Raw genomic sequence first — 20,791 nt, forward strand, 5'->3', positions numbered from 1 at the left:
AAGCGAAGTTACTTATTACTTCGTTGTAGTAAATTTAAAATAGGAATGCGTTTGATTAAATATCACAAGGTAAAACTGTTATTTAACATTAAATAACAGTTCACGTTTAAAAACGCTTTTCCAAACCTTTATATTTAAGGATTGAAAAAGCGTTTTCTGATAGTCTTCGTTTTGCGGGTATTCGTTAATCACGGATATGGTCAGAGTTTAGGTTTATTTTCCAGACCGAAAGGTACCCATGTTACAAATTTAACAGCTGCCGATTCGTTGCGTCGGCATAGTAATATTGCGTATTTTACATCTTTTCCTACCGAAGGAGGCTTTGTATTATCTGTAGATCAAACTAAGGTAGAAGTGCTCCACGGGCCTCTTTATGATGGCGCAAGAGAATATTATGTACAAGTGCCCGTGAAATTAACCAATACATCTGCCGATACTTTACGATATCTTAGTATGTCATGTTCATGGTGGGATATTTATAGAACTGATAATCAAAAGTTAAATATTTTTTCACCGAATATCTGTTTTAAAAATTCGCCAATAACTTGTTTAGTACCGCCTCATCAGTTTGTAATAAGGAACTTTATTGTTTTGGTTCCTAAAGAAATGGCATCCGTGATTTTTAAAATAGGAATGACTGTGCAGAGGAAATTCGACAACAATTTGCTTAAGGAGAAGATTTTGCTAAGTTCAATTACACCGGCAGACCAGCATGTAATATGGTCTAACTATGTATTGGTTTCGCAGTGGAAAGTAAAAAAGGCAGGTAGCTCGTTAATGCTTTAATTAAAGTTGAACAGGCTGTTTGCCGAAGGCATTAGATTAAAACATATAATGTATATTAGTGCCTGTTAACTTATTAATTTATATGTCATTTCGTTTACTGACACTGGTGCTTTGTATAAGCCCGTTTATCCTTTTTGCTCAGCCTGGACCCAAAAAAGCAATTAAAAAATTGGGAGCAAATCCCATCTATATCATAGATAGCGTACGCGTATCTAAGCAGGAAATGATGGACTATGATGCTAAGCAGGTTACCTTAGTTCATGTACTCACCGATTCCGACGCAATAAATGGATATGGACAAGAAGCTATCGATGGTGTTGTTCTAATAGAATCAAAGAAATTCGCAACAAAACGGTACATACGATTTTTAAGAAAAGTGTCTGTCCAATATGATAGTATTTATAAGGCGACTAATACCGATACTACCTTTCAATATATAGTAAACGATAAAATACAGAAGGGCGACTTTGCAGGTAATCTTGCTTTGATTGACGACGATAATTTTTTGGCTTTAACACTACTTACCGCAGAAGAATTAAAACGGGATTACGGTATTAATGATAAACTTATTGGCATTTTGGTTAAAGCACGCAGGCCGGATAATCYTTTTAACGGCAAGAAAAAATTTTAATCATTGGTAACTTACATTTCAACTGTATTGTAAAGAAAAGTATTACCCTTATCAATCAACTATTTTACCTTACCTATTTGATATTCAAAACCAAATAGTTAACTTTGCCCTCCCTTGAAAGGAGGTATTTAGGAAATTATGATCATTATTAACGTAAAAGACGGCGAATCATTAGACAAAGCATTGAAACGCTTCAAAAAGAAATTTGAAAAAACAGGTGTTTTAAGAGAGCTTCGCAGTCGTCAGGCTTTTGAAAAAAAATCTGTAACCCGTCGTCATGTTGTTAAACATGCCATCTACAAGCAAAATATGAACTTAGAAACCACTGTTTAATTCTGTCAAAAGAATTTTTCAGTTTTCTTAACACTATATTAAAACTATTTGTACATTCAATCTCTGGATGTTCAAATAGTTTTTATGTTTTTAGAGCGTTTTATCCAATATATTAAGTTCGAAAAACGGTACTCCCTGCATACCGTATCGGCCTATCAATCAGACCTGGATCAGTTTATGCTCTTCCTTAACAACCCTGGTAATGCCACCGTTGTTCCCGAACCCATAATTACCCATCCCAACCAAATTACCTATCATGACATCCGCAACTGGATGGTGAGCATGATTGATCATAAACTAACCGGCCGGTCTGTTAACCGCAAGATGGCCACCTTGCGCAAGTATTTTAAATTTTTATTGCAGGAGGGTGTTATTACCCAAAACCCGGCATCAAAAATCCGTTCGCAAAAAATACCTAAGCATCTGCCTGTGGTAGTTGAGGGCGCAAGCCTTACCCAAATGCTGGATAACGATATTGTTACCGATGATGATTTTGAGGGCATGCGCAACAAGCTGGTGGTTGAATTATTGTTTGGCACCGGCATACGCCTTGCCGAGCTGTTGGGCCTGAAAGACAGTGACATTAACGATTATGAAGGCACCTTAAAAGTGCTGGGTAAACGCAATAAAGAACGCATTATACCTATCAATACCGAACTGCGGATATTACTTGGCCGTTACCTGGAGTTAAAGAAAAATCAAAATTTTCATAACATTTCGGTAATGTTAATCGTTACAAGTAAAGGTACCGACGCTTATCGGCAACTAATTTATTTGATAGTGCAAAAATACCTCTCTAACATATCAACGCAAACAAAAAGAAGCCCGCATGTACTGCGGCACACATTTGCAACAAGCTTACTCAACAATGGGGCCGACCTAAACTCCATTAAAGAACTTTTGGGGCACGCTAACCTTAGCGCTACCCAGATTTATACACACAATTCAGTTGAACGATTAAAGTCTATTTACAAACAAGCCCATCCAAAGGCGTAATTAAAGGAGGAAACATGAAAATTACAGTGCAATCAATTCATTTTACCGCAGACAGGAAATTATTAGATTTTATTCAGAAAAAGGTTGATAAGCTCGAAACCTTTTACGACCATATAATTAGTGGCGAAGTGTACTTAAAGCTTGAGAATGTGGAAGATGAGGCAAATAAAATTGCCGAGATTAAACTATTGTTGCCGGGTAACCAGATTTTTGCCAAAGAAAAATGTAAAAGTTTTGAAGAAGCTACCGATTTATCGGTTGAGAGCCTCCGCAAGCAGATTGAAAAGCATAAACAGAAGAAAACCATTGCCGATGCAGCCGCCAAAAAGGCGATACTGACGGAGGTGGAAGAAGGTTTTTAATATAAAAAAGGCCATTTTATGGTTAAAATCGACGGGTTTACAGCCCGTCGATTTTTTTTGATAAAAAATTTTGAAGCGCGCTATTTTTTTGTAGATTTGCAATCCCTTTCAGAGAGGTGCCAGCGTAGTAAAATACCTTGTAAATTTTTGTAAAGAATGTTCTTTAAAATATAAAAAACTTATTAGTTTTGCCGCTCGATAAACGGAACCCCAGGGTTACGGTAATTGAAAGAGTAAAATAAAAAATAAGCCTCCTTAGCTCAGCTGGTAGAGCGACTGACTTGTAATCAGTAGGTCATTGGTTCGATCCCGATAGGAGGCTCTGTTTTTTTCGGAGGTGTGATGTTTAGCTTCAATCTTGGACACCACAAATCCGAAATCAACAACTGGGGAGATACCAGAGCGGTCAAATGGGGCGGACTGTAAATCCGCTGCTTCGGCTACGAAGGTTCGAATCCTTCTCTCCCCACTTATTGAGTAGGCAGTTTTCAGTTTTCAGATAGCAGTTAAAGTTATCAGATGATTGGGAACTGCTAACTTGATTAAAAAAGGTTTACGAATTTGTATTATCAGCAGGCGCGGCGCCAACTGAAAACCGCAAACCGAAAACTGAAAATAAACAAGCGGAAGTAGCTCAGTTGGTAGAGCGATAGCCTTCCAAGCTATAGGTCGCGAGTTCGAACCTCGTCTTCCGCTCGGTTACAGAAGGCAGTTGGCCGTAGGTGGTTTATAGTTATCATTAACTAGCAACTGCAAACTAGCAACTGATAACTGCAAACTAAAAAAATAAGCCGACGTAGCTCAGGGGTAGAGCACTTCCTTGGTAAGGAAGAGGTCATGGGTTCAAATCCCATTGTTGGCTCAACAGAATAAAACATAATAAAGAATACATTTTTAAGTATAAATTAACCTACAAATAATTATAAATCATGGCAAAAGAAAAGTTTGACCGCAGTAAACCGCATTTAAACATCGGTACAATCGGTCACGTTGACCACGGCAAAACAACCCTTACTGCAGCTATCACTAAAGTTTTAGCTGATGCAGGTTTATCAGAAGCTCGTTCATTTGATTCAATTGACTCAGCTCCTGAAGAAAAAGAACGTGGTATTACAATTAACACCGCGCACGTTGAGTACTCAACTGCTAACCGTCACTACGCTCACGTTGACTGTCCAGGTCACGCGGATTATGTGAAAAACATGGTTACAGGTGCTGCTCAAATGGACGGTGCAATCATTGTAGTTGCTGCAACTGATGGTCCGATGCCACAAACCCGCGAACACATCCTGTTGGCACGTCAGGTAGGTGTACCTGCACTTGTTGTTTTCATGAACAAGGTTGACATGGTTGATGATCCGGAATTATTAGAATTAGTAGAAATGGAAATTCGTGAATTATTATCATTCTACGAATATCCAGGTGATGATATCCCAGTAATCCAGGGTTCTGCATTAGGTGGTCTTAACGGCGATCCTACCTGGGTTGGTAAAATCATGGAGTTGATGGATGCTGTTGATAACTTTATCCCTATCCCTCCACGTTTGACAGATCTTCCTTTCTTAATGCCTGTTGAAGACGTATTCTCAATCACTGGTCGTGGTACTGTTGCTACCGGTCGTATTGAGCGTGGTGTAATCAACTCAGGTGAGCAAGTTGACATCCTTGGTATGGGTGCCGAAAACTTGAAATCAACTGTAACTGGTGTTGAGATGTTCCGTAAGATCCTTGATCGCGGCGAAGCTGGTGACAACGTAGGTTTATTGTTACGTGGTATTGAAAAAACTGATATCCGTCGTGGTATGGTTATTTGCAAACCAGGTTCAGTAACTCCACACACCGACTTTAAAGCAGAAGTATACGTATTATCAAAAGCAGAAGGTGGCCGTCACACTCCATTCTTCAACAAATACCGCCCGCAATTCTATTTCCGTACAACTGACGTAACCGGTGAAATTTCATTGGCCGAAGGTGTAGAAATGGTTATGCCTGGTGATAACGTTACCATCACTGTAAAATTGATCAACGCTATCGCTATGGAAAAAGGCTTACGTTTCGCTATCCGTGAAGGTGGCAGAACAGTAGGTGCTGGCCAGGTAACTGAAATTTTGAAATAAGAATTTCAAAAAGGTTAATTGGAAACATAAGTTTACTGTAAAAAGTAAACTTATGTTTTCTTATTATAAAATATACACGGGAATAGTTCAACGGTAGAATAGAGGTCTCCAAAACCTTTGATCAGGGTTCGAATCCTTGTTCCCGTGCATAAGCAAAGTTTAAAAATGGCTAACGTAACTGAATATATTAAAGAATCATACATCGAGTTAACTGAGAAGGTAACCTGGCCAACCTGGCGTGAGTTGCAAAGCAGTGCCATATTGGTATTGGTTGCTGCAATTATCATTGCCATGGTTATTTTAGGTATGGATCAGATCATAGCTTATTTGCTTAAAGCATTTTATAGTTCACTTACATAATATTTAGGAGATAGCGATGAGTGATCAATTGAAGTGGTATGTAGTTAGGGCCATAAGTGGTAAAGAAAAAAAGGTTAAACAATATATAGATGCCGAAATTAGTCGTTTGGGCATTACCCATTTGGTACCACAGGTATTAATACCAACAGAAAAGTATTACCAGATGCGCGATGGAAAAAAGATTGCTAAAGAGCGTAACTACTTTCCGGGCTATGTATTGATGGAAGCCGTATTGGATGGCGAAACCGAACACATCATCAAAAATATAAACAGTGTTATAGGGTTTTTAGGCGATAAAGCCGGTAATGCTATCCCACTGCGCCAGGCCGAAGTTAACCGTATTTTAGGTAAGGTTGATGAAATGAGTGCCCAGGGCGAAACAATGAACGTACCTTACTACATAGGCGAAAACGTAAAAGTAATGGACGGACCTTTCAATGGCTTCAGCGGTGTTATCGAAGAAGTTAACGAAGAGAAAAAGAAATTAAAAGTTATGGTAAAGATATTCGGGCGCCGTACGCCGCTTGAATTGAATTACATGCAAGTTGAAAAAGAATAGTATCAAGTAGTTAGTATCAGGTAGCAAGATGATTTGCAGAACGGATATGATGAATGATACATTGATAAAATATAAGGATAAAGCAGTAAAGGTCTTGATACTTGATACTAACTACTTGATACCTCAAAAACCTTAAATGTTACTTAGCTTCCACTTACTAACATTGAGTTATAATTAAAGTAAATTAAAATGGCAAAAGAGATCGGTGCAATGGTAAAGCTGCAGGTTAAAGGCGGCGCCGCAAACCCATCACCTCCAATTGGCCCTGCATTGGGTGCAAAAGGTGTGAACATCATGGAGTTTTGCAAGCAATTTAATGCACGTACCCAGGATAAAGCTGGAAAAGTGTTGCCTGTTTTGATTACTGTTTATGTTGACAAATCTTTCGAATTTATCATCAAAACCCCTCCTGTTGCAATCCAGTTATTGGAAGTTACAGGTTTAAAAAGTGGTTCGGCTGAACCCAACCGTAAAAAAGTTGCCAATGTAAATTGGGAGCAGGTTGAAACTATAGCCAAAGATAAAATGGTAGATTTAAATGCATTTACTGTAGAATCAGCCATGAAAATGGTGGCAGGTACTGCCCGTAGTATGGGAATCACCGTATCAGGTACGGCTCCCTGGAACTAAATTTTGAATTGAAGAAATAGATTAGGAGTTAAATCCTGAATCAAAAATCTGAAAACAAAATTTTAAATTATTAATTTATACAAAATCAGTTTAAGACAGTGGCTAGATTAACAAAAAATCAAAAAGCGGCACTCTCCAAAATTGAGGCAAACAAATCGTATTCATTAGAAGCTGCATCAGCTTTGGTAAAGGAATTAACCTTAACTAAATTTGATTCATCAGTTGATATAGACGTTCGTTTAGGTGTTGACCCGCGTAAAGCCAATCAAATGGTACGTGGTATTGCAACATTACCTCATGGAACCGGTAAAACTGTACGTGTATTGGTGCTTTGTACTCCTGATAAGGAACAAGAAGCTAAAGATGCAGGTGCGGATTACGTAGGTTTGGATGAATATATTGCCAAGATTGAAGGCGGATGGACTGACGTTGATATTATCATCACTATGCCAAGCGTAATGGCTAAGGTAGGTCGTTTGGGTAGAATTTTAGGCCCGCGTAACCTTATGCCAAACCCTAAATCAGGAACAGTAACTCCAGAAGTTGGAAAAGCTGTAACTGAGGTAAAAGGCGGTAAAATCGACTTCAAGGTTGATAAAACAGGTATTATCCATACCTCAATAGGAAAAGCATCATTCCCTGCAGATAAAATTTATGAGAATGCATTAGAAGTATTGCAAACTATCTCAAAATTAAAACCATCAGCAGCAAAAGGAACATATTTCAAGAGCATTCATATCTCTTCAACCATGTCTCCTGGAATAACAGTTGAAACTAAATCAGTAGCGGGGATCTAATCATGAATAAAGAAGAAAAATACGACCTTGTTCTTGCCCTTACTGAGCAAATGAAAGAGTTTGGTAATTTCTATATTACTGATACCTCTAATTTAACAGTTGCAAAGATCAACGATATCCGTCGTCAGTGTTTCCAAAGCGAAATCACGATGAAAGTGGCAAAAAATAGCTTGATTAAAAAAGCTATGGAAGCTGCAGGTGGCGATTACACTCCAATATTTGATGTATTAAAAGGTTCATCATCAATCCTTTTTTCAAAATCAGCAACTGCTCCGGCAAAGTTGATTAAACAATTAAGGAAAAAAAGTGACAAACCGATTTTAAAAGCAGCTTATATTGATTCAGCAATATTTATTGGCGACAACCAGATCGATACGTTGATCAAGTTGAAATCAAAAGAGCAGCTGATAGGCGAAGTTATCGGATTATTGCAATCACCAGCCAAGAATGTTATTTCTGCACTGCAATCAGGCGGAAATACTATCGCAGGTTTGGTAAAAACATTACAAGAAAGAGGTTAACTAACACCTCATTAAAGTTAGATAACAATAAACAAAAAGCATTAAAAGTAAAATTTAAATAAAATGGCGGATTTAAAAGCGTTTGCTGAACAGTTGGTAAACTTAACAGTAAAGGAAGTAAACGAATTAGCTCAGATCTTAAAAGACGAGTATGGTATTGAGCCTGCTGCTGCAGCTGTTGCTGTTGCTGCTGCTCCGGCTGGTGGCGATGACGCTCCTGCTGCTGAAGCAGTACAAACTGCATTTGACGTTATCCTGAAAGAAGCAGGCGGCGCTAAATTAGCAGTTGTTAAATTAGTAAAAGACTTAACTGGCTTAGGTTTGAAAGAAGCTAAAGATCTTGTTGACAGTGCACCAAAAGAAGTTAAAACTGGTGTAACTAAAGAAGAAGCTGAATCTTTGAAAAAACAATTAGAAGAAGCTGGAGCAGTAGTTGAGGTTAAATAAGTTAACCCAATAAAATATAGCATGAGACTCCGACCTATTTTGGTCGGGGTCTATTGCTGTTTATAAAGGTTTGGATTGAGAAGATAATAGATATGAGATTTGAGATAGGAGACTTTGCCGTTTATTAGTAACGCTAAAGTCTTTAAAACATCATTTCCGTCTCAAATCTCACATCTCAAATCTCACATCTACAATAAGTTTATTAATAAACTAAAAATTAAACACCTTGGCAAACAACATTAATCAAAGAGTAAACTTTGCAACCAGTAGAAAGGTACTTGATTACCCCGATTTCCTGGATGTTCAGTTACAATCTTTCCAGGAATTTTTTCAATTGGAAACCACCTCAGACAACCGCTATAAAGAAGGTTTGTTTAAAGTGTTTGCTGAAAATTTTCCGATCTCAGATTCAAGGAACATCTTCGTTTTAGAGTTTCTGGATTACTTTATTGATCCGCCACGTTATGATATACAAGAGTGTATCGAGCGCGGATTAACTTATAGCGTACCATTAAAAGCCAAGCTTCGCCTGTCATGTAATGATGAGGAGCACGAAGATTTTGAAACAATTGTACAAGACGTTTATTTGGGTACAATCCCTTACATGACGCCTAAAGGTACATTTGTTATTAACGGTGCCGAGCGTGTAATTGTATCGCAGTTACACCGTTCACCAGGTGTATTCTTTGGCCAAAGCCGCCACACCAACGGTACAAAATTATACTCTGCCCGTGTTATTCCTTTCAAGGGTTCATGGATTGAGTTTGCTACAGACGTTAACAACGTGATGTATGCTTATATCGACCGTAAAAAGAAATTCCCGGTTACCACGTTGCTTCGTGCCATTGGTTATGACTCTGATAAAGATATCCTGGAGTTATTTGAACTGGCCGACGAAGTAAAGGTTAGCAAATCGGGCCTGAAGAAATTCATTGGCCGTAAGCTTGCTGCAAGGGTACTCAAAAAATGGGTAGAAGATTTTGTGGACGAGGATACCGGTGAAGTGGTATCTATCGACCGTAACGAAATTATCCTTGAGCGTGAAACTGTATTAGAAGATGACCATATTGATATGATCATTGATGCTGGCGTTAAAACCATCATCCTGAACAAGGAAGATGCTTCAACCAGCGGTGATTATACTATTATATATAACACTTTACAAAAGGATACTTCAAACTCTGAAAAAGAAGCGGTAGAGCATATCTATCGTCAATTACGTAACGCCGAACCACCTGATGAGGAAACTGCACGTGGTATCATCGATCGTTTGTTCTTCTCGGATAAAAGATATGACCTGGGTGATGTGGGCCGCTACCGCATCAACCGTAAATTGAAATTAAATACCTCTGATGAAACTAAGGTATTAACCAAACAGGATATTATCGCCATCGTAAAATATTTGATCAAACTGATCAACTCAAAAGCCGAGGTGGATGATATTGACCACTTGTCAAACCGTCGTGTTCGTACAGTGGGCGAGCAATTATATGCCCAGTTTGGTGTTGGTTTGGCTCGTATGGCACGTACTATTCGTGAGCGTATGAACATCCGCGACAACGAGGTATTTACACCAACCGACCTGATCAATGCACGTACGCTATCATCTGTGATCAACTCGTTCTTCGGAACTAACCAGTTATCACAGTTTATGGACCAAACCAATCCACTGGCAGAGATTACGCACAAGCGTCGTCTGTCAGCCCTTGGGCCCGGTGGTCTGTCACGTGAGCGTGCAGGTTTCGAGGTTCGTGACGTACACTATACCCACTACGGTAGGTTATGTACCATCGAAACTCCGGAAGGACCAAACATTGGTTTGATTTCGTCACTTTGCGTACACGCCAAGATCAATAACTTAGGCTTTATCGAAACCCCGTACAAACGTGTGGTTGAAGGTAAAGTACAGGTTCAGGAGCCGGTTATCTATTTATCTGCCGAAGATGAAGATGGTAAAACAATTGGCCAGGCAAACGCGCATTATGATGATAATGGTGTATTTGCTTTACCAAAAGTAAAAGCCCGTTTTGAAGGTGACTTCCCAATCATTGATCCGGAGAAACTTGATTTAATGGATATTGCGCCAAACCAGATCACTTCTATCGCCGCTTCGCTGATTCCGTTCCTTGAACATGATGATGCTAACCGTGCCTTGATGGGATCAAACATGCAACGCCAGGCTGTACCTTTGTTACGCCCTGAAGCGCCAATTGTTGGTACCGGTTTGGAAGGCCGTGTGGCTAAAGATTCACGTACACTAATCAATGCCGAAGGCGATGGTGTGGTTGAATATGTAGATGCTAACGAAATCCGTATTAAATATGACCGTAACGAGCTTGACCGCCTGATATCTTTTGATGGCGATTCAAAAAGCTACCGTTTAACCAAGTTCAAGAAAACCAACCAAAGTACTACCATGAACCTTAAGCCAATTGTTAAAAAAGGCCAGAGGGTATCAAAAGGAGAGGTGCTTTGCGAAGGTTACGCAACACAGGCAGGCGAGCTTGCCTTGGGCCGTAACTTAAAAGTGGCTTTCATGCCTTGGCAAGGTTACAACTTTGAGGATGCTATCGTGATCTCTGAGCGCGTTGTTTCACAGGATATTTTCACTTCGCTTCACGTTGAAGAATTTGAATTGGAAGTACGTGATACCAAACGTGGTGAAGAAGAATTAACACCAGATATCCCTAACGTATCAGAAGAAGCCACTAAAGATCTTGACGAAGACGGTATTATCCGTGTAGGTGCCGAGGTTAAGGAAGGCGACATCCTGATTGGTAAGATTACCCCTAAAGGCGAATCTGACCCATCACCGGAAGAAAAACTGTTACGCGCCATTTTTGGTGATAAGGCAGGTGATGTTAAGGATGCATCTTTAAAAACTCCACCTTCAATTGCAGGTGTGGTTATAGATACCAAATTGTTTAGCCGTGCTAAGAAAACGTCGAAAGCCGAAGAGAAAGCGCAGTTAGAGAAACTGGATAACAAACATGATAAAGCAGTAAAAGATCTTAAAAACACTTTGATTGAAAAGTTATTTGAGATTGTAAACGGTAAAACATCACAAGGTGTTTACAATGTTTACAAAGAGCTTCATGTACCTAAAGGTGTAAAATTCACCCAGAAAATTTTAGTTGAGCTTAGCTATGAAAATATCAACCCAACTAAATGGACAACTGATGATGATAAAAACGACCAGATAAAAACCCTACTTCATAACTACAACATCAAAGTTAATGAAGAGTTGGGCGCTTACCGTCGTGATAAATTTGCTATCAGCGTGGGTGATGAGCTGCCATCAGGTATAGTTCAAATGGCTAAAGTTTACATCGCTAAAAAGCGTAAGCTTAAAGTAGGTGATAAAATGGCTGGTCGTCACGGTAATAAAGGTATTGTTGCACGTATTGTACGTGATGAGGATATGCCTTTCCTTGAAGACGGAACACCGGTTGATATTGTGTTGAACCCGCTGGGTGTACCTTCACGTATGAACTTAGGGCAGATATATGAAACCGTATTAGGTTGGGCAGGTAAAGAGTTAGGCATTAAATTCGCTACCCCAATTTTTGATGGTGCAAGCCATACCGAAGTTGAGGAGTGGGTTAAAAAAGCAAACCTACCAGAATCTGGCCGTACCTATTTATACAACGGCTTAACAGGCGACCGTTTTGACCAACAAACCACAGTAGGTATTATTTATATGCTGAAATTGGGTCACATGGTTGATGATAAGATGCACGCACGTTCTATTGGGCCTTACTCATTAATTACACAACAGCCATTGGGTGGTAAAGCCCAGTTTGGTGGTCAGCGTTTTGGTGAGATGGAGGTTTGGGCATTGGAAGCATTTGGTGCTGCCAATATCCTGCAAGAGATATTAACCGTTAAATCGGATGATGTTATCGGCCGTGCCAAAACTTATGAGGCTATTGTTAAAGGTGAAAACCTGCCAACACCATCAGTTCCTGAATCATTCAACGTATTGGTTCATGAATTAAGAGGTTTAGGTTTAGATATCACATTAGAATAAGGTTAAAGCTTAAAGGCTAAAGGTGAAAGGTTTAAGGCGTGATGTCAAAAACCTTTTACCTTTCACCTTTTACCTTTCACCTCAAACTTTAAAAAAACAAGGAGACTATGTCTTACAAAAAGGATAATAAAATCAAAAGTAATTTCACCACGATTACGATCAGCCTGGCCTCTCCGGAGTCCATTCTTGAGCGTTCAAGCGGTGAGGTTTTAAAACCAGAAACCATCAACTACAGGACCTATAAGCCTGAGCGTGATGGTTTATTCTGCGAGCGTATTTTTGGTCCGGTTAAAGATTATGAGTGCCATTGCGGTAAATACAAACGTATCCGTTACAAGGGTATAGTTTGCGACCGTTGTGGTGTTGAAGTAACCGAAAAGAAAGTTCGTCGCGAGCGCATGGGCCACATTAACCTTGTAGTTCCTGTTGCACACATCTGGTACTTCCGTTCGTTGCCAAATAAAATTGGTTACTTACTGGGCTTACCAACAAAACGGTTAGACTTAATTATATACTACGAGCGCTATGTAGTAATACAGGCAGGTATCAAAGAATCAGACGGAATCAACAAAATGGATTTCCTGACTGAAGAAGAATACCTTGACGTATTAGATACCCTTCCGAAAGAAAACCAGTACCTTGACGACAAAGACCCTCAGAAATTTGTTGCCAAAATGGGTGCCGAGGCTTTAGAGGAATTATTAAAACGCCTTGATCTGGATGAGCTTTCATTTAGCTTACGCCACCAGGCAGCAAACGAAACTTCACAACAACGTAAAAACGAAGCATTAAAACGTTTACAGGTTGTTGAGGCTTTCCGTGACGCAAAAACCAGGATTGAAAATAACCCAGAGTGGATGATTGTTAAAATCGTTCCGGTTATCCCGCCTGAATTGCGTCCGTTAGTGCCTTTGGAAGGTGGTCGTTTTGCTACTTCAGATTTGAATGACCTTTACCGTCGTGTAATTATCCGTAACAACCGTTTAAAACGTTTGATCGAGATAAAAGCGCCGGAAGTTATCTTACGTAACGAAAAACGTATGTTACAGGAAGCTGTAGATTCGTTATTTGACAACTCACGTAAAGTTAACGCGGTTAAAACTGAAGGTAACCGTGCTTTGAAATCACTTTCGGATATCCTGAAAGGTAAACAAGGCCGTTTCCGTCAAAACTTATTAGGTAAACGTGTGGATTACTCTGCCCGTTCGGTAATTGTTGTAGGGCCAAACCTTAAATTACACGAGTGCGGTTTACCAAAAGATATGGCTGCCGAGCTGTTTAAACCATTTATCATCCGCAAAATGATTGAGCGTGGTGTGGTTAAAACGGTAAAATCTGCAAAAAAGATTGTTGACCGTAAAGACCCATTAGTTTGGGATATTTTGGAAAACGTGTTGAAAGGACACCCTGTGTTACTAAACCGTGCGCCTACGCTGCACAGGTTGGGTATCCAGTCGTTCCAGCCAAAACTTGTTGAAGGTAAAGCAATCCAATTGCACCCATTAACCTGTACAGCGTTCAACGCGGATTTTGACGGTGACCAGATGGCCGTTCACGTACCACTTGGTAACGCGGCAATTTTGGAAGCCCAGGTATTGATGCTTGCATCACATAATATTTTGAATCCTGCCAACGGTACTCCTATTACAGTACCATCACAAGACATGGTGCTTGGTTTGTACTACATAACCAAAGGCCGTAAAACTGATGATGGACGTGTTGTAAAAGGCCAGGGTTTAACTTTTTACTCGTCTGAAGAAGTAATTATTGCTTACAACGAACGTAAAATTGACTTGCATGCCTTTATAAAAGTGAAAGCTTTTACAAAAGACCGTGAAGGCAACATTGTAAGCAAAATTATTGATACTACTGTAGGCCGCGTGTTGTTTAACGAACATGTACCTGTAGAGGTAGGTTATATCAATGAACTGCTTACCAAAAAATCATTACGTGATATTATTGGCGAGGTAGTGAAAATTACCGGTATGGCACGTGCAGCACAATTCCTTGATGATATTAAGGAATTAGGTTTCAAGATGGCATTCCAGGGTGGTTTATCATTTAACCTGAAAGATATCAATATCCCGGCAGAAAAAGTTACACTAATCGAAACAGCTTCAAAACAGGTTGAAGAGGTTATGGGTAACTATAACATGGGTTTCATTACCAACAACGAGCGTTATAACCAAATTATCGATATCTGGACACGTATCAACAACCGCTTAACCGCGAATGTGATGGACATCCTGAGCAACGATAACCAGGGCTTCAACTCGGTGTATATGATGCTTGATTCCGGAGCGCGTGGTTCAAAAGAGCAGATTCGTCAGCTTGCAGGTATGCGTGGTTTGATGGCTAAGCCTCAAAAATCTGGTTCAGGTGGCGAGATCATCGAAAACCCGATCCTTTCAAACTTTAAAGAAGGTTTGTCGGTATTGGAGTACTTTATCTCAACCCACGGTGCACGTAAAGGTTTGGCGGATACGGCGTTAAAAACAGCTGATGCTGGTTACTTAACCCGTAGGTTGCATGACGTTGCCCAGGATATGATTGTAGGCGAAGTTGATTGCGGCACCTTAAGGGGTATTTATACAACTGCGTTAAAAGATAACGAAGACATTGTTGAGCCATTATACGATCGTATTTTAGGCCGTACTACCTTGCATGATGTTCATGACCCTATTACAGGTGAATTGCTGGCATCTGCAGGACAGGATTTGACAGAAGAGGTTTCTAAGAAAATTGAAAACTCTCCTTTAGAAGGTGTCGAAATCCGTTCGGTGTTAACATGCGAAAGCAGGAGAGGTGTATGTGCTTTATGCTATGGCCGTAACCTTGCAAGCGGTAAACGCGTGCAAAAAGGCGAGGCTGTTGGTGTAATTGCTGCACAGTCAATCGGTGAGCCGGGTACGCAGTTAACATTACGTACATTCCACGTGGGTGGTACCGCGTCAAACATCGCGGCTGAATCACAGATCAACGCTAAGTTTGATGGTATCATCGAATTTGAAAACGTACGTACGGTTGAATTCAACACTGCCGAAGAAGGTAAAGTTGATGTGGTGTTAGGCCGTTCTGGCGAGTTCAGGATTGTTGAGCAGGGAAGCAATAAAGTTATTGTTACCAACAACATCCCTTATGGTTCATACCTGTATGTTAAAGATGGTGCCAAAATCACCAAAGGCGACAGGATTTGTTCATGGGATCCGTACAATGCGGTTATCATATCTGAATTTGCAGGTTTAACTCAGTTTGAAGCTGTATTAGAGGGTATTACTTTCCGTGAAGAATCTGATGAGCAAACCGGTCACCGCGAAAAAGTAATTATCGATACCCGGGATAAAACTAAAAACCCTGTTATCCAGATTACCGATACAAAAGGTAACGTAATAAAAGGATATAACATTCCTGTAGGTGCTCACATTGCTGTTGAAGAAGGCGAGAAACTACAAACCGGACAGGTTATTGCTAAAATCCCTCGTTCAACTGGTAAAACCCGCGATATCACCGGTGGTTTACCACGTGTAACCGAGTTGTTTGAAGCACGTAACCCATCTAACCCGGCTGTAGTAACCGAAATTGATGGTGTGGTAACCTTAGGTGGTATTAAACGTGGTAACCGCGAAATGACCATCGAATCAAAAGATGGGCAGATCAAGAAATACCTTGTTCCATTGTCAAAACACATCCTTGTACAGGATAACGACTTTGTGAAGGCTGGTATGCCGTTATCAGATGGTTCAATATCACCAGCAGACATCCTGGCTATTAAAGGCCCGGCTGCAGTACAGGAGTACCTGGTAAATGGTATACAAGAGGTTTACCGTTTACAGGGTGTGAAAATTAATGATAAACACTTTGAAGTTATCGTTCACCAGATGATGCAGAAAGTAGCTATCGAAGATGCGGGCGATACCCGTTTCTTAGAGCGTGAAGCTGTTGACAGCTGGGATTTCATGAACGAAAACGACGAGATATTTGACAAGAAAGTTGTAGTTGAGCCAGGTGATTCAAATACATTAAAAGCTGGTCAGATAGTATCATTGAGAAGGTTACGTGATGAGAACTCGATTTTAAAACGTAAAGATTTGAAATTGGTTGAAGTGCGCGATGCTATCGCAGCAACATCAAGCCCGATACTGCAAGGTATCACCAGGGCCTCATTAGGTACCAAATCGTTTATCTCTGCAGCGTCGTTCCAGGAGACTACCAAGGTACTGAACGAAGCGGCAATCGCAGGTAAAAAAGACAACATGCTTGGCTTGAAAGAAAACGTTATTGTTGGTCACTTAATACCTTCAGGTACAGGTTTACGCGAATACGAAAATATCCGTGTAGGCTCACAGGAAGAGTTTGACCGCTTAATGGCTTCAAAAGCTGAAGAAGTAGAAGCATAAGCTTTTATAAATAATGAAAAGAGGCCGTATCATACATAAAATGATGCGGTCTCTTTGTTTTATGACTAATAATTGAATGATAATGTTGATATAAAGTTCACTTAAATATTCGCATTAATAATTACCCATGTTCTTGCTAATCTCATTTTCGACATTAAAATTCTGCATAGATGTGCCAACATTTGTGATCCATTTTGCTGTTTTGAACATACCGGTTATGTATGTTTTAGTTTGAGTCGATCGTGATATCCGAAAAATCAAATAATAGGGGTACCGACCCAAATAGGGCAACACCCTGAATTTTATTTACATACAATTAATAAGCCAACTAATGTAAATCGTTAATGAATGTTTTAAAGAGGGGCTATAAAAAGTACGAAGAATATCCAAAACCTGCTTTTATTTTCGATATTGTTCGTTTAGGGAATATAATATGAACATATCGTAGCCAGATGTGTGCAATGGGAAAACAATGCATTAATTCTTCGCCCAATTTAATAGTGATAAATTAAGATTTATATCAACGCAATAATAAACTATTTAAGCTGTTTCTTGTTTAAGGACTGTTGACGTGTCTGAATAGTAAATTGTTTGATACCTGCTTATTAATTATTATCCGTTCAGATCAATAGCTTATTTCAATTTAGGAAGATGGCGAAGTGTATGCAGCATCAAACAAATATTATTATGAAAAATTCAAACGTGTTTAACAAAGTTGTAAATAACAGAATAGGCCAGGGTTTAATTTACTATTTGATTTTAATGATTTTTATAATCTGCTCTGGTTTTGAATTAAACTTGAACAAGATTAGTTATGAATTGGGTGGTAGCGGGAATACTTATTATATAGATCCGGCCGGTAACGACTCAAACAATGGTTCGTCGCCAGGTGCAGCATGGAAAACTATAGCGAAGGTTAATTCTTTTGCTTTGAAACCCGGAGACCGGATTTTGTTAAAAAGAGGAGGAACGTGGCATGAGCGCTTAACCCCTTCTTTTTCGGGTTCAGCTGAAAGTCCAATTTTGATTAGCTCATACGGTAATGGTGCTATGCCGCTTATTTCTGGCTTGATAGAATTAAAAGGTTGGATAGCAAAGGGGGGAGGGGTTTGGGAAGCTGATTGTTCGTCATGTAAAGTGGGGATTAATATGGTTACGCTTAACAATAAGGTACAACCAATAGGAAGATATCCCAATGCCAATGCTAACAATAGCGGGTATCTTACCATTGATTCACACGTAGGAAATACAAGCATTACGGATAAAAATCTTAATGCTCCGGCAAATTTTACAGGTGGCGAAGTTGTAATACGAAAAAATCATTGGATTATTGATCGTAGCCCAATAACAAATCACAGTGGCAATACTATAAGTTATAAATCGGGTTCGCATTATGATGCAACAGACAAATTTGGCTATTTTATTCAAAATCATCCCTCTACCCTTGATATGATGGGAGAATGGTATTTTAATCCATCTACAAAAAAAATGCTCATGTACTTTGGATCTGCCGGACCTAATGGCCTTGTTGTAAAGGCCAGTACTATTGACACCTTGGTTACGCTTAATGATTCGAAAAATATCACTATTGAAAATATTGTAATTGAGGGAGCTAATGAAAGTGCGGTGGTAGTCAACCGTGCAAGTGGCATAATTTTAAAGGGATGCAATATTCTTTATTCAGGAGGTAATGCCATCACCGCAGCAAATGTAGACGGCTTCATTATAGACAGCGGAAAAATTGCCGAAACATTAAATAATGCTTTCACATGCCCAACATGTTCACATACGTCTATTACTAACAACACTATTATAAATACCGGATTAATTCCAGGAATGGGAAAAAGCGGCGAAAGTACCTACAATGCAATAAACATCTGCAATGCCAATAATACAAGCGCAATTATAAAATTTGGCAGCAATAATCTGATAGCTTATAATAGAATAAGCAATACAGGTTACCTGCCTGTTAATTTTAATGGGGATTCAATAACCATAAAAAACAATATTATCGACCATTTCGCCATTAATAAAGACGACGGTGGAGGCATATATATATGGACCGGGCCAAATAATCCTGAATATACAGGCAGGAAGATTTTGGGAAATATAATTTCATATGGCATGGAAGCCAGGAATGGAACTGATCATGGAAGATATCAATCTCAAAGTACAATGCCATGGACCGCTAACGGTATCTATATTGATGATAATGCTTCAAATATACAGATCAAAGATAATACACTGTTTAATAACAATGGCAGCGGCTTATTTATACATAACGCCAAAAAAATAGATGTTTCAAATAATGTTATTTATAATAATCATGTGCAATTGTTCATGGCTCATAGCAGCAATTTTGTTAAAAGTGTTGTTGAAAATAACCTAATATCAAACAATATATTGGCTTCAAATGACACATCGCAGGTTATTGGCGATTTTAGGGCCATCGATAATGTTGAAATTGAAAAGATGGGTTCATTTAACAACAATAAGTATATACACTCAAAGTTGGGTAAGGGTATTAATTTGGCGGCACAGAACAAATTGCCCAAAACGTTAAATATAACTCAGTGGAAACTTAGTCATAGTAATGATACAGATGACCAAACCTCAGATGACTCATTTATTTTAAAATATAACGACACAAAACTTACCAAGGTAATTGTTCTAAATGGAACTTACTTCGACACAAATAACATCAAGTATACTAATGCTATTACCTTGAAACCATTTTGCTCGGTGATCTTAAGAAAAAAATAGATTTCCAGCAGAGCAATAGGTCTTTCTTTCTATTTATCACATGATGGGAATCAGTGAGATAAACCGTGACAAGCAGCTGTTTCAAAAGATTTAGCAAGGTTTTTAAGTTATGAACAAAGGAGGAGTTGCCTTGCTCGTGTCATGTCACCTGTGTTTTCGGGGAGAGTGACCTGAAGCTACGTATCTACCAGCCGCAGACCGGAAAAATAACCCCTCAAACATAAAGGAAATGTATATAGGGATTGTTCCATCCCGATCATTACACACGGCCAACCGTTTTCCAGGTAGCCATCTGCAAAGAGTTTATAGCGCTATTTATACAGCGTTGTTGTAAGATAGCGCTATAAATACTTTGCAACTGGCTTTGATAGTTGTTAACAAATTTATTGTCAGCTATTTATTAACCAAACCGCATTATGGCGCTTTTTTTAATATTTGCTTCACTTGAACTCATCTTATTCTCGCCAGGTTAGGTAGAGTATGMCATTTCGTTTTTGCCCTCCCGGCATTTTTTGGCAAAAATCTTACTGTTTTGCCAATATATTTTCTTTTTTAAAACTTTATATGCTTTCTTTTGTTTAGTCATTTCTAAATGAATGACCTGCTTTAATTAAAAAATTAAAGTGTTAATCGATAATCAAATTACTAGACAGCTATTACCTTACATTTTATGAACAATGAACAAAACGAGGATCAATTGAATATCGAGCTTTCAGAAGAAATTGCAGAAGGCATATATTCAAACCTGGCCATTATTTCTCATTCAAGCGCTGAATTCGTACTTGATTTCATTCGTGTTATGCCGGGTGTCCCCAAAGCGAAGGTAAAAACAAGGATAATTTTAACGCCTGAACACGCTAAACGGCTTTTGTCGGCACTTGAAAATAATATTGAAAGATACGAGGCAGCAAATGGTAGAATCAAAATTCAGCAGGATCATTCTGGCTTTACAATGAATTTTGGCGGGACCATGGGACAGGCCTAATTTTAAATTATTAATATTAAAAAGGTGCTTTGATTAGCGAAAAAATTATATTTTTGCTTTAACATTGAAAAAAAGTC

The 20,791-nt window shown here is 39.1% G+C and carries 16 protein-coding genes and 5 tRNA genes; all 21 read left to right on the forward strand.

The window, feature by feature from the left end:
- Positions 1-141: 141 nt before the first annotated feature.
- The 21 genes from AC1DV1_RS24075 to AC1DV1_RS24175 all read left to right on the forward strand — a co-directional run bounded on the left by AC1DV1_RS24075 (position 142) and on the right by AC1DV1_RS24175 (position 20,714).
- The gene (locus AC1DV1_RS24075; protein WP_477364697.1) at positions 142-786 is read left to right on the forward strand and encodes a hypothetical protein; all 645 of its coding nucleotides are present in this window, start codon (positions 142-144) and stop codon (positions 784-786) included.
- Between the two features lie 82 nt (positions 787-868).
- Entirely contained in the window at positions 869-1,417 is a 549-nt protein-coding gene (locus tag AC1DV1_RS24080; RefSeq protein ID WP_477364700.1) for a hypothetical protein, read from the forward strand.
- Positions 1,418-1,555: 138 nt separating this feature from the next.
- Positions 1,556-1,750: a 30S ribosomal protein S21 gene (gene rpsU / locus AC1DV1_RS24085; RefSeq protein WP_090642938.1), complete on the forward strand. Its 195-nt coding sequence runs from the start codon at positions 1,556-1,558 to the stop codon at positions 1,748-1,750.
- 48 nt (positions 1,751-1,798) lie between these two features.
- The gene (locus AC1DV1_RS24090; RefSeq protein ID WP_317131353.1) at positions 1,799-2,746 is read left to right on the forward strand and encodes a tyrosine-type recombinase/integrase; all 948 of its coding nucleotides are present in this window, start codon (positions 1,799-1,801) and stop codon (positions 2,744-2,746) included.
- Positions 2,747-2,760: 14 nt separating this feature from the next.
- Complete coding sequence (hpf, locus tag AC1DV1_RS24095; RefSeq protein WP_477364703.1) at positions 2,761-3,108, forward strand: ribosome hibernation-promoting factor, HPF/YfiA family; 348 nt, start codon at positions 2,761-2,763, stop codon at positions 3,106-3,108.
- 249 nt (positions 3,109-3,357) lie between these two features.
- Positions 3,358-3,430: transfer RNA gene (locus AC1DV1_RS24100), tRNA-Thr, on the forward strand.
- Positions 3,431-3,496: 66 nt separating this feature from the next.
- Positions 3,497-3,577 (forward strand) — tRNA-Tyr (locus AC1DV1_RS24105).
- Positions 3,578-3,731: 154 nt separating this feature from the next.
- Positions 3,732-3,804 (forward strand) — tRNA-Gly (locus tag AC1DV1_RS24110).
- Between the two features lie 94 nt (positions 3,805-3,898).
- Positions 3,899-3,970, forward strand: a tRNA-Thr gene (locus AC1DV1_RS24115).
- 67 nt (positions 3,971-4,037) lie between these two features.
- The gene (gene tuf, locus AC1DV1_RS24120) at positions 4,038-5,225 is read left to right on the forward strand and encodes an elongation factor Tu (protein ID WP_090642950.1); all 1,188 of its coding nucleotides are present in this window, start codon (positions 4,038-4,040) and stop codon (positions 5,223-5,225) included.
- A 76-nt stretch (positions 5,226-5,301) separates the two neighbouring features.
- Positions 5,302-5,372, forward strand: a tRNA-Trp gene (locus tag AC1DV1_RS24125).
- A gap of 18 nt (positions 5,373-5,390) precedes the next feature.
- Positions 5,391-5,585 carry a preprotein translocase subunit SecE gene (gene secE / locus AC1DV1_RS24130; protein ID WP_477364706.1) on the forward strand — a complete coding sequence of 65 codons (195 nt, stop codon included), beginning with the start codon at positions 5,391-5,393 and terminating at the stop codon, positions 5,583-5,585.
- 16 nt (positions 5,586-5,601) lie between these two features.
- Complete coding sequence (nusG, locus tag AC1DV1_RS24135; RefSeq protein WP_076374894.1) at positions 5,602-6,144, forward strand: transcription termination/antitermination protein NusG; 543 nt, start codon at positions 5,602-5,604, stop codon at positions 6,142-6,144.
- A gap of 189 nt (positions 6,145-6,333) precedes the next feature.
- Positions 6,334-6,774, forward strand: coding sequence for a 50S ribosomal protein L11 (gene rplK / locus AC1DV1_RS24140; protein WP_090642959.1), 441 nt, complete (start codon positions 6,334-6,336; stop codon positions 6,772-6,774).
- Positions 6,775-6,872: 98 nt separating this feature from the next.
- Positions 6,873-7,571 carry a 50S ribosomal protein L1 gene (gene rplA / locus AC1DV1_RS24145; RefSeq protein WP_090642963.1) on the forward strand — a complete coding sequence of 233 codons (699 nt, stop codon included), beginning with the start codon at positions 6,873-6,875 and terminating at the stop codon, positions 7,569-7,571.
- A gap of 2 nt (positions 7,572-7,573) precedes the next feature.
- The gene (gene rplJ / locus AC1DV1_RS24150; RefSeq protein WP_477364709.1) at positions 7,574-8,092 is read left to right on the forward strand and encodes a 50S ribosomal protein L10; all 519 of its coding nucleotides are present in this window, start codon (positions 7,574-7,576) and stop codon (positions 8,090-8,092) included.
- 63 nt (positions 8,093-8,155) lie between these two features.
- The gene (gene rplL, locus AC1DV1_RS24155) at positions 8,156-8,539 is read left to right on the forward strand and encodes a 50S ribosomal protein L7/L12 (protein ID WP_477364712.1); all 384 of its coding nucleotides are present in this window, start codon (positions 8,156-8,158) and stop codon (positions 8,537-8,539) included.
- 226 nt (positions 8,540-8,765) lie between these two features.
- Complete coding sequence (gene rpoB, locus AC1DV1_RS24160) at positions 8,766-12,569, forward strand: DNA-directed RNA polymerase subunit beta (protein ID WP_477364715.1); 3,804 nt, start codon at positions 8,766-8,768, stop codon at positions 12,567-12,569.
- A 107-nt stretch (positions 12,570-12,676) separates the two neighbouring features.
- Positions 12,677-16,966 carry a DNA-directed RNA polymerase subunit beta' gene (gene rpoC, locus AC1DV1_RS24165; RefSeq protein ID WP_477364718.1) on the forward strand — a complete coding sequence of 1,430 codons (4,290 nt, stop codon included), beginning with the start codon at positions 12,677-12,679 and terminating at the stop codon, positions 16,964-16,966.
- Between the two features lie 687 nt (positions 16,967-17,653).
- On the forward strand, positions 17,654-19,729 hold the full coding sequence (locus AC1DV1_RS24170; RefSeq protein ID WP_477364721.1) for a right-handed parallel beta-helix repeat-containing protein: 2,076 nt from the start codon (positions 17,654-17,656) through the stop codon (positions 19,727-19,729).
- A gap of 670 nt (positions 19,730-20,399) precedes the next feature.
- The gene (locus AC1DV1_RS24175) at positions 20,400-20,714 is read left to right on the forward strand and encodes a DUF3467 domain-containing protein (protein ID WP_439699180.1); all 315 of its coding nucleotides are present in this window, start codon (positions 20,400-20,402) and stop codon (positions 20,712-20,714) included.
- Positions 20,715-20,791: the final 77 nt, after the last annotated feature.

This window comes from Mucilaginibacter sp. P4_D1 (assembly GCF_056401935.1).

What these genes read in the sequence shown, in the direction of transcription:
- rpsU (WP_090642938.1), top strand. Translation starts at nt 1,556, where the DNA reads ATGATCATTATTAACGTAAAAGACGGCGAATCATTAGACAAAGCATTG.
- hpf (WP_477364703.1), top strand. Translation starts at nt 2,761, where the DNA reads ATGAAAATTACAGTGCAATCAATTCATTTTACCGCAGACAGGAAATTA.
- tuf (WP_090642950.1), top strand. Translation starts at nt 4,038, where the DNA reads ATGGCAAAAGAAAAGTTTGACCGCAGTAAACCGCATTTAAACATCGGT.
- secE (WP_477364706.1), top strand. Translation starts at nt 5,391, where the DNA reads ATGGCTAACGTAACTGAATATATTAAAGAATCATACATCGAGTTAACT.
- nusG (WP_076374894.1), top strand. Translation starts at nt 5,602, where the DNA reads ATGAGTGATCAATTGAAGTGGTATGTAGTTAGGGCCATAAGTGGTAAA.
- rplK (WP_090642959.1), top strand. Translation starts at nt 6,334, where the DNA reads ATGGCAAAAGAGATCGGTGCAATGGTAAAGCTGCAGGTTAAAGGCGGC.
- rplJ (WP_477364709.1), top strand. Translation starts at nt 7,574, where the DNA reads ATGAATAAAGAAGAAAAATACGACCTTGTTCTTGCCCTTACTGAGCAA.
- rplL (WP_477364712.1), top strand. Translation starts at nt 8,156, where the DNA reads ATGGCGGATTTAAAAGCGTTTGCTGAACAGTTGGTAAACTTAACAGTA.
- rpoC (WP_477364718.1), top strand. Translation starts at nt 12,677, where the DNA reads ATGTCTTACAAAAAGGATAATAAAATCAAAAGTAATTTCACCACGATT.
- AC1DV1_RS24170 (WP_477364721.1), top strand. Translation starts at nt 17,654, where the DNA reads ATGAAAAATTCAAACGTGTTTAACAAAGTTGTAAATAACAGAATAGGC.
- AC1DV1_RS24175 (WP_439699180.1), top strand. Translation starts at nt 20,400, where the DNA reads ATGAACAATGAACAAAACGAGGATCAATTGAATATCGAGCTTTCAGAA.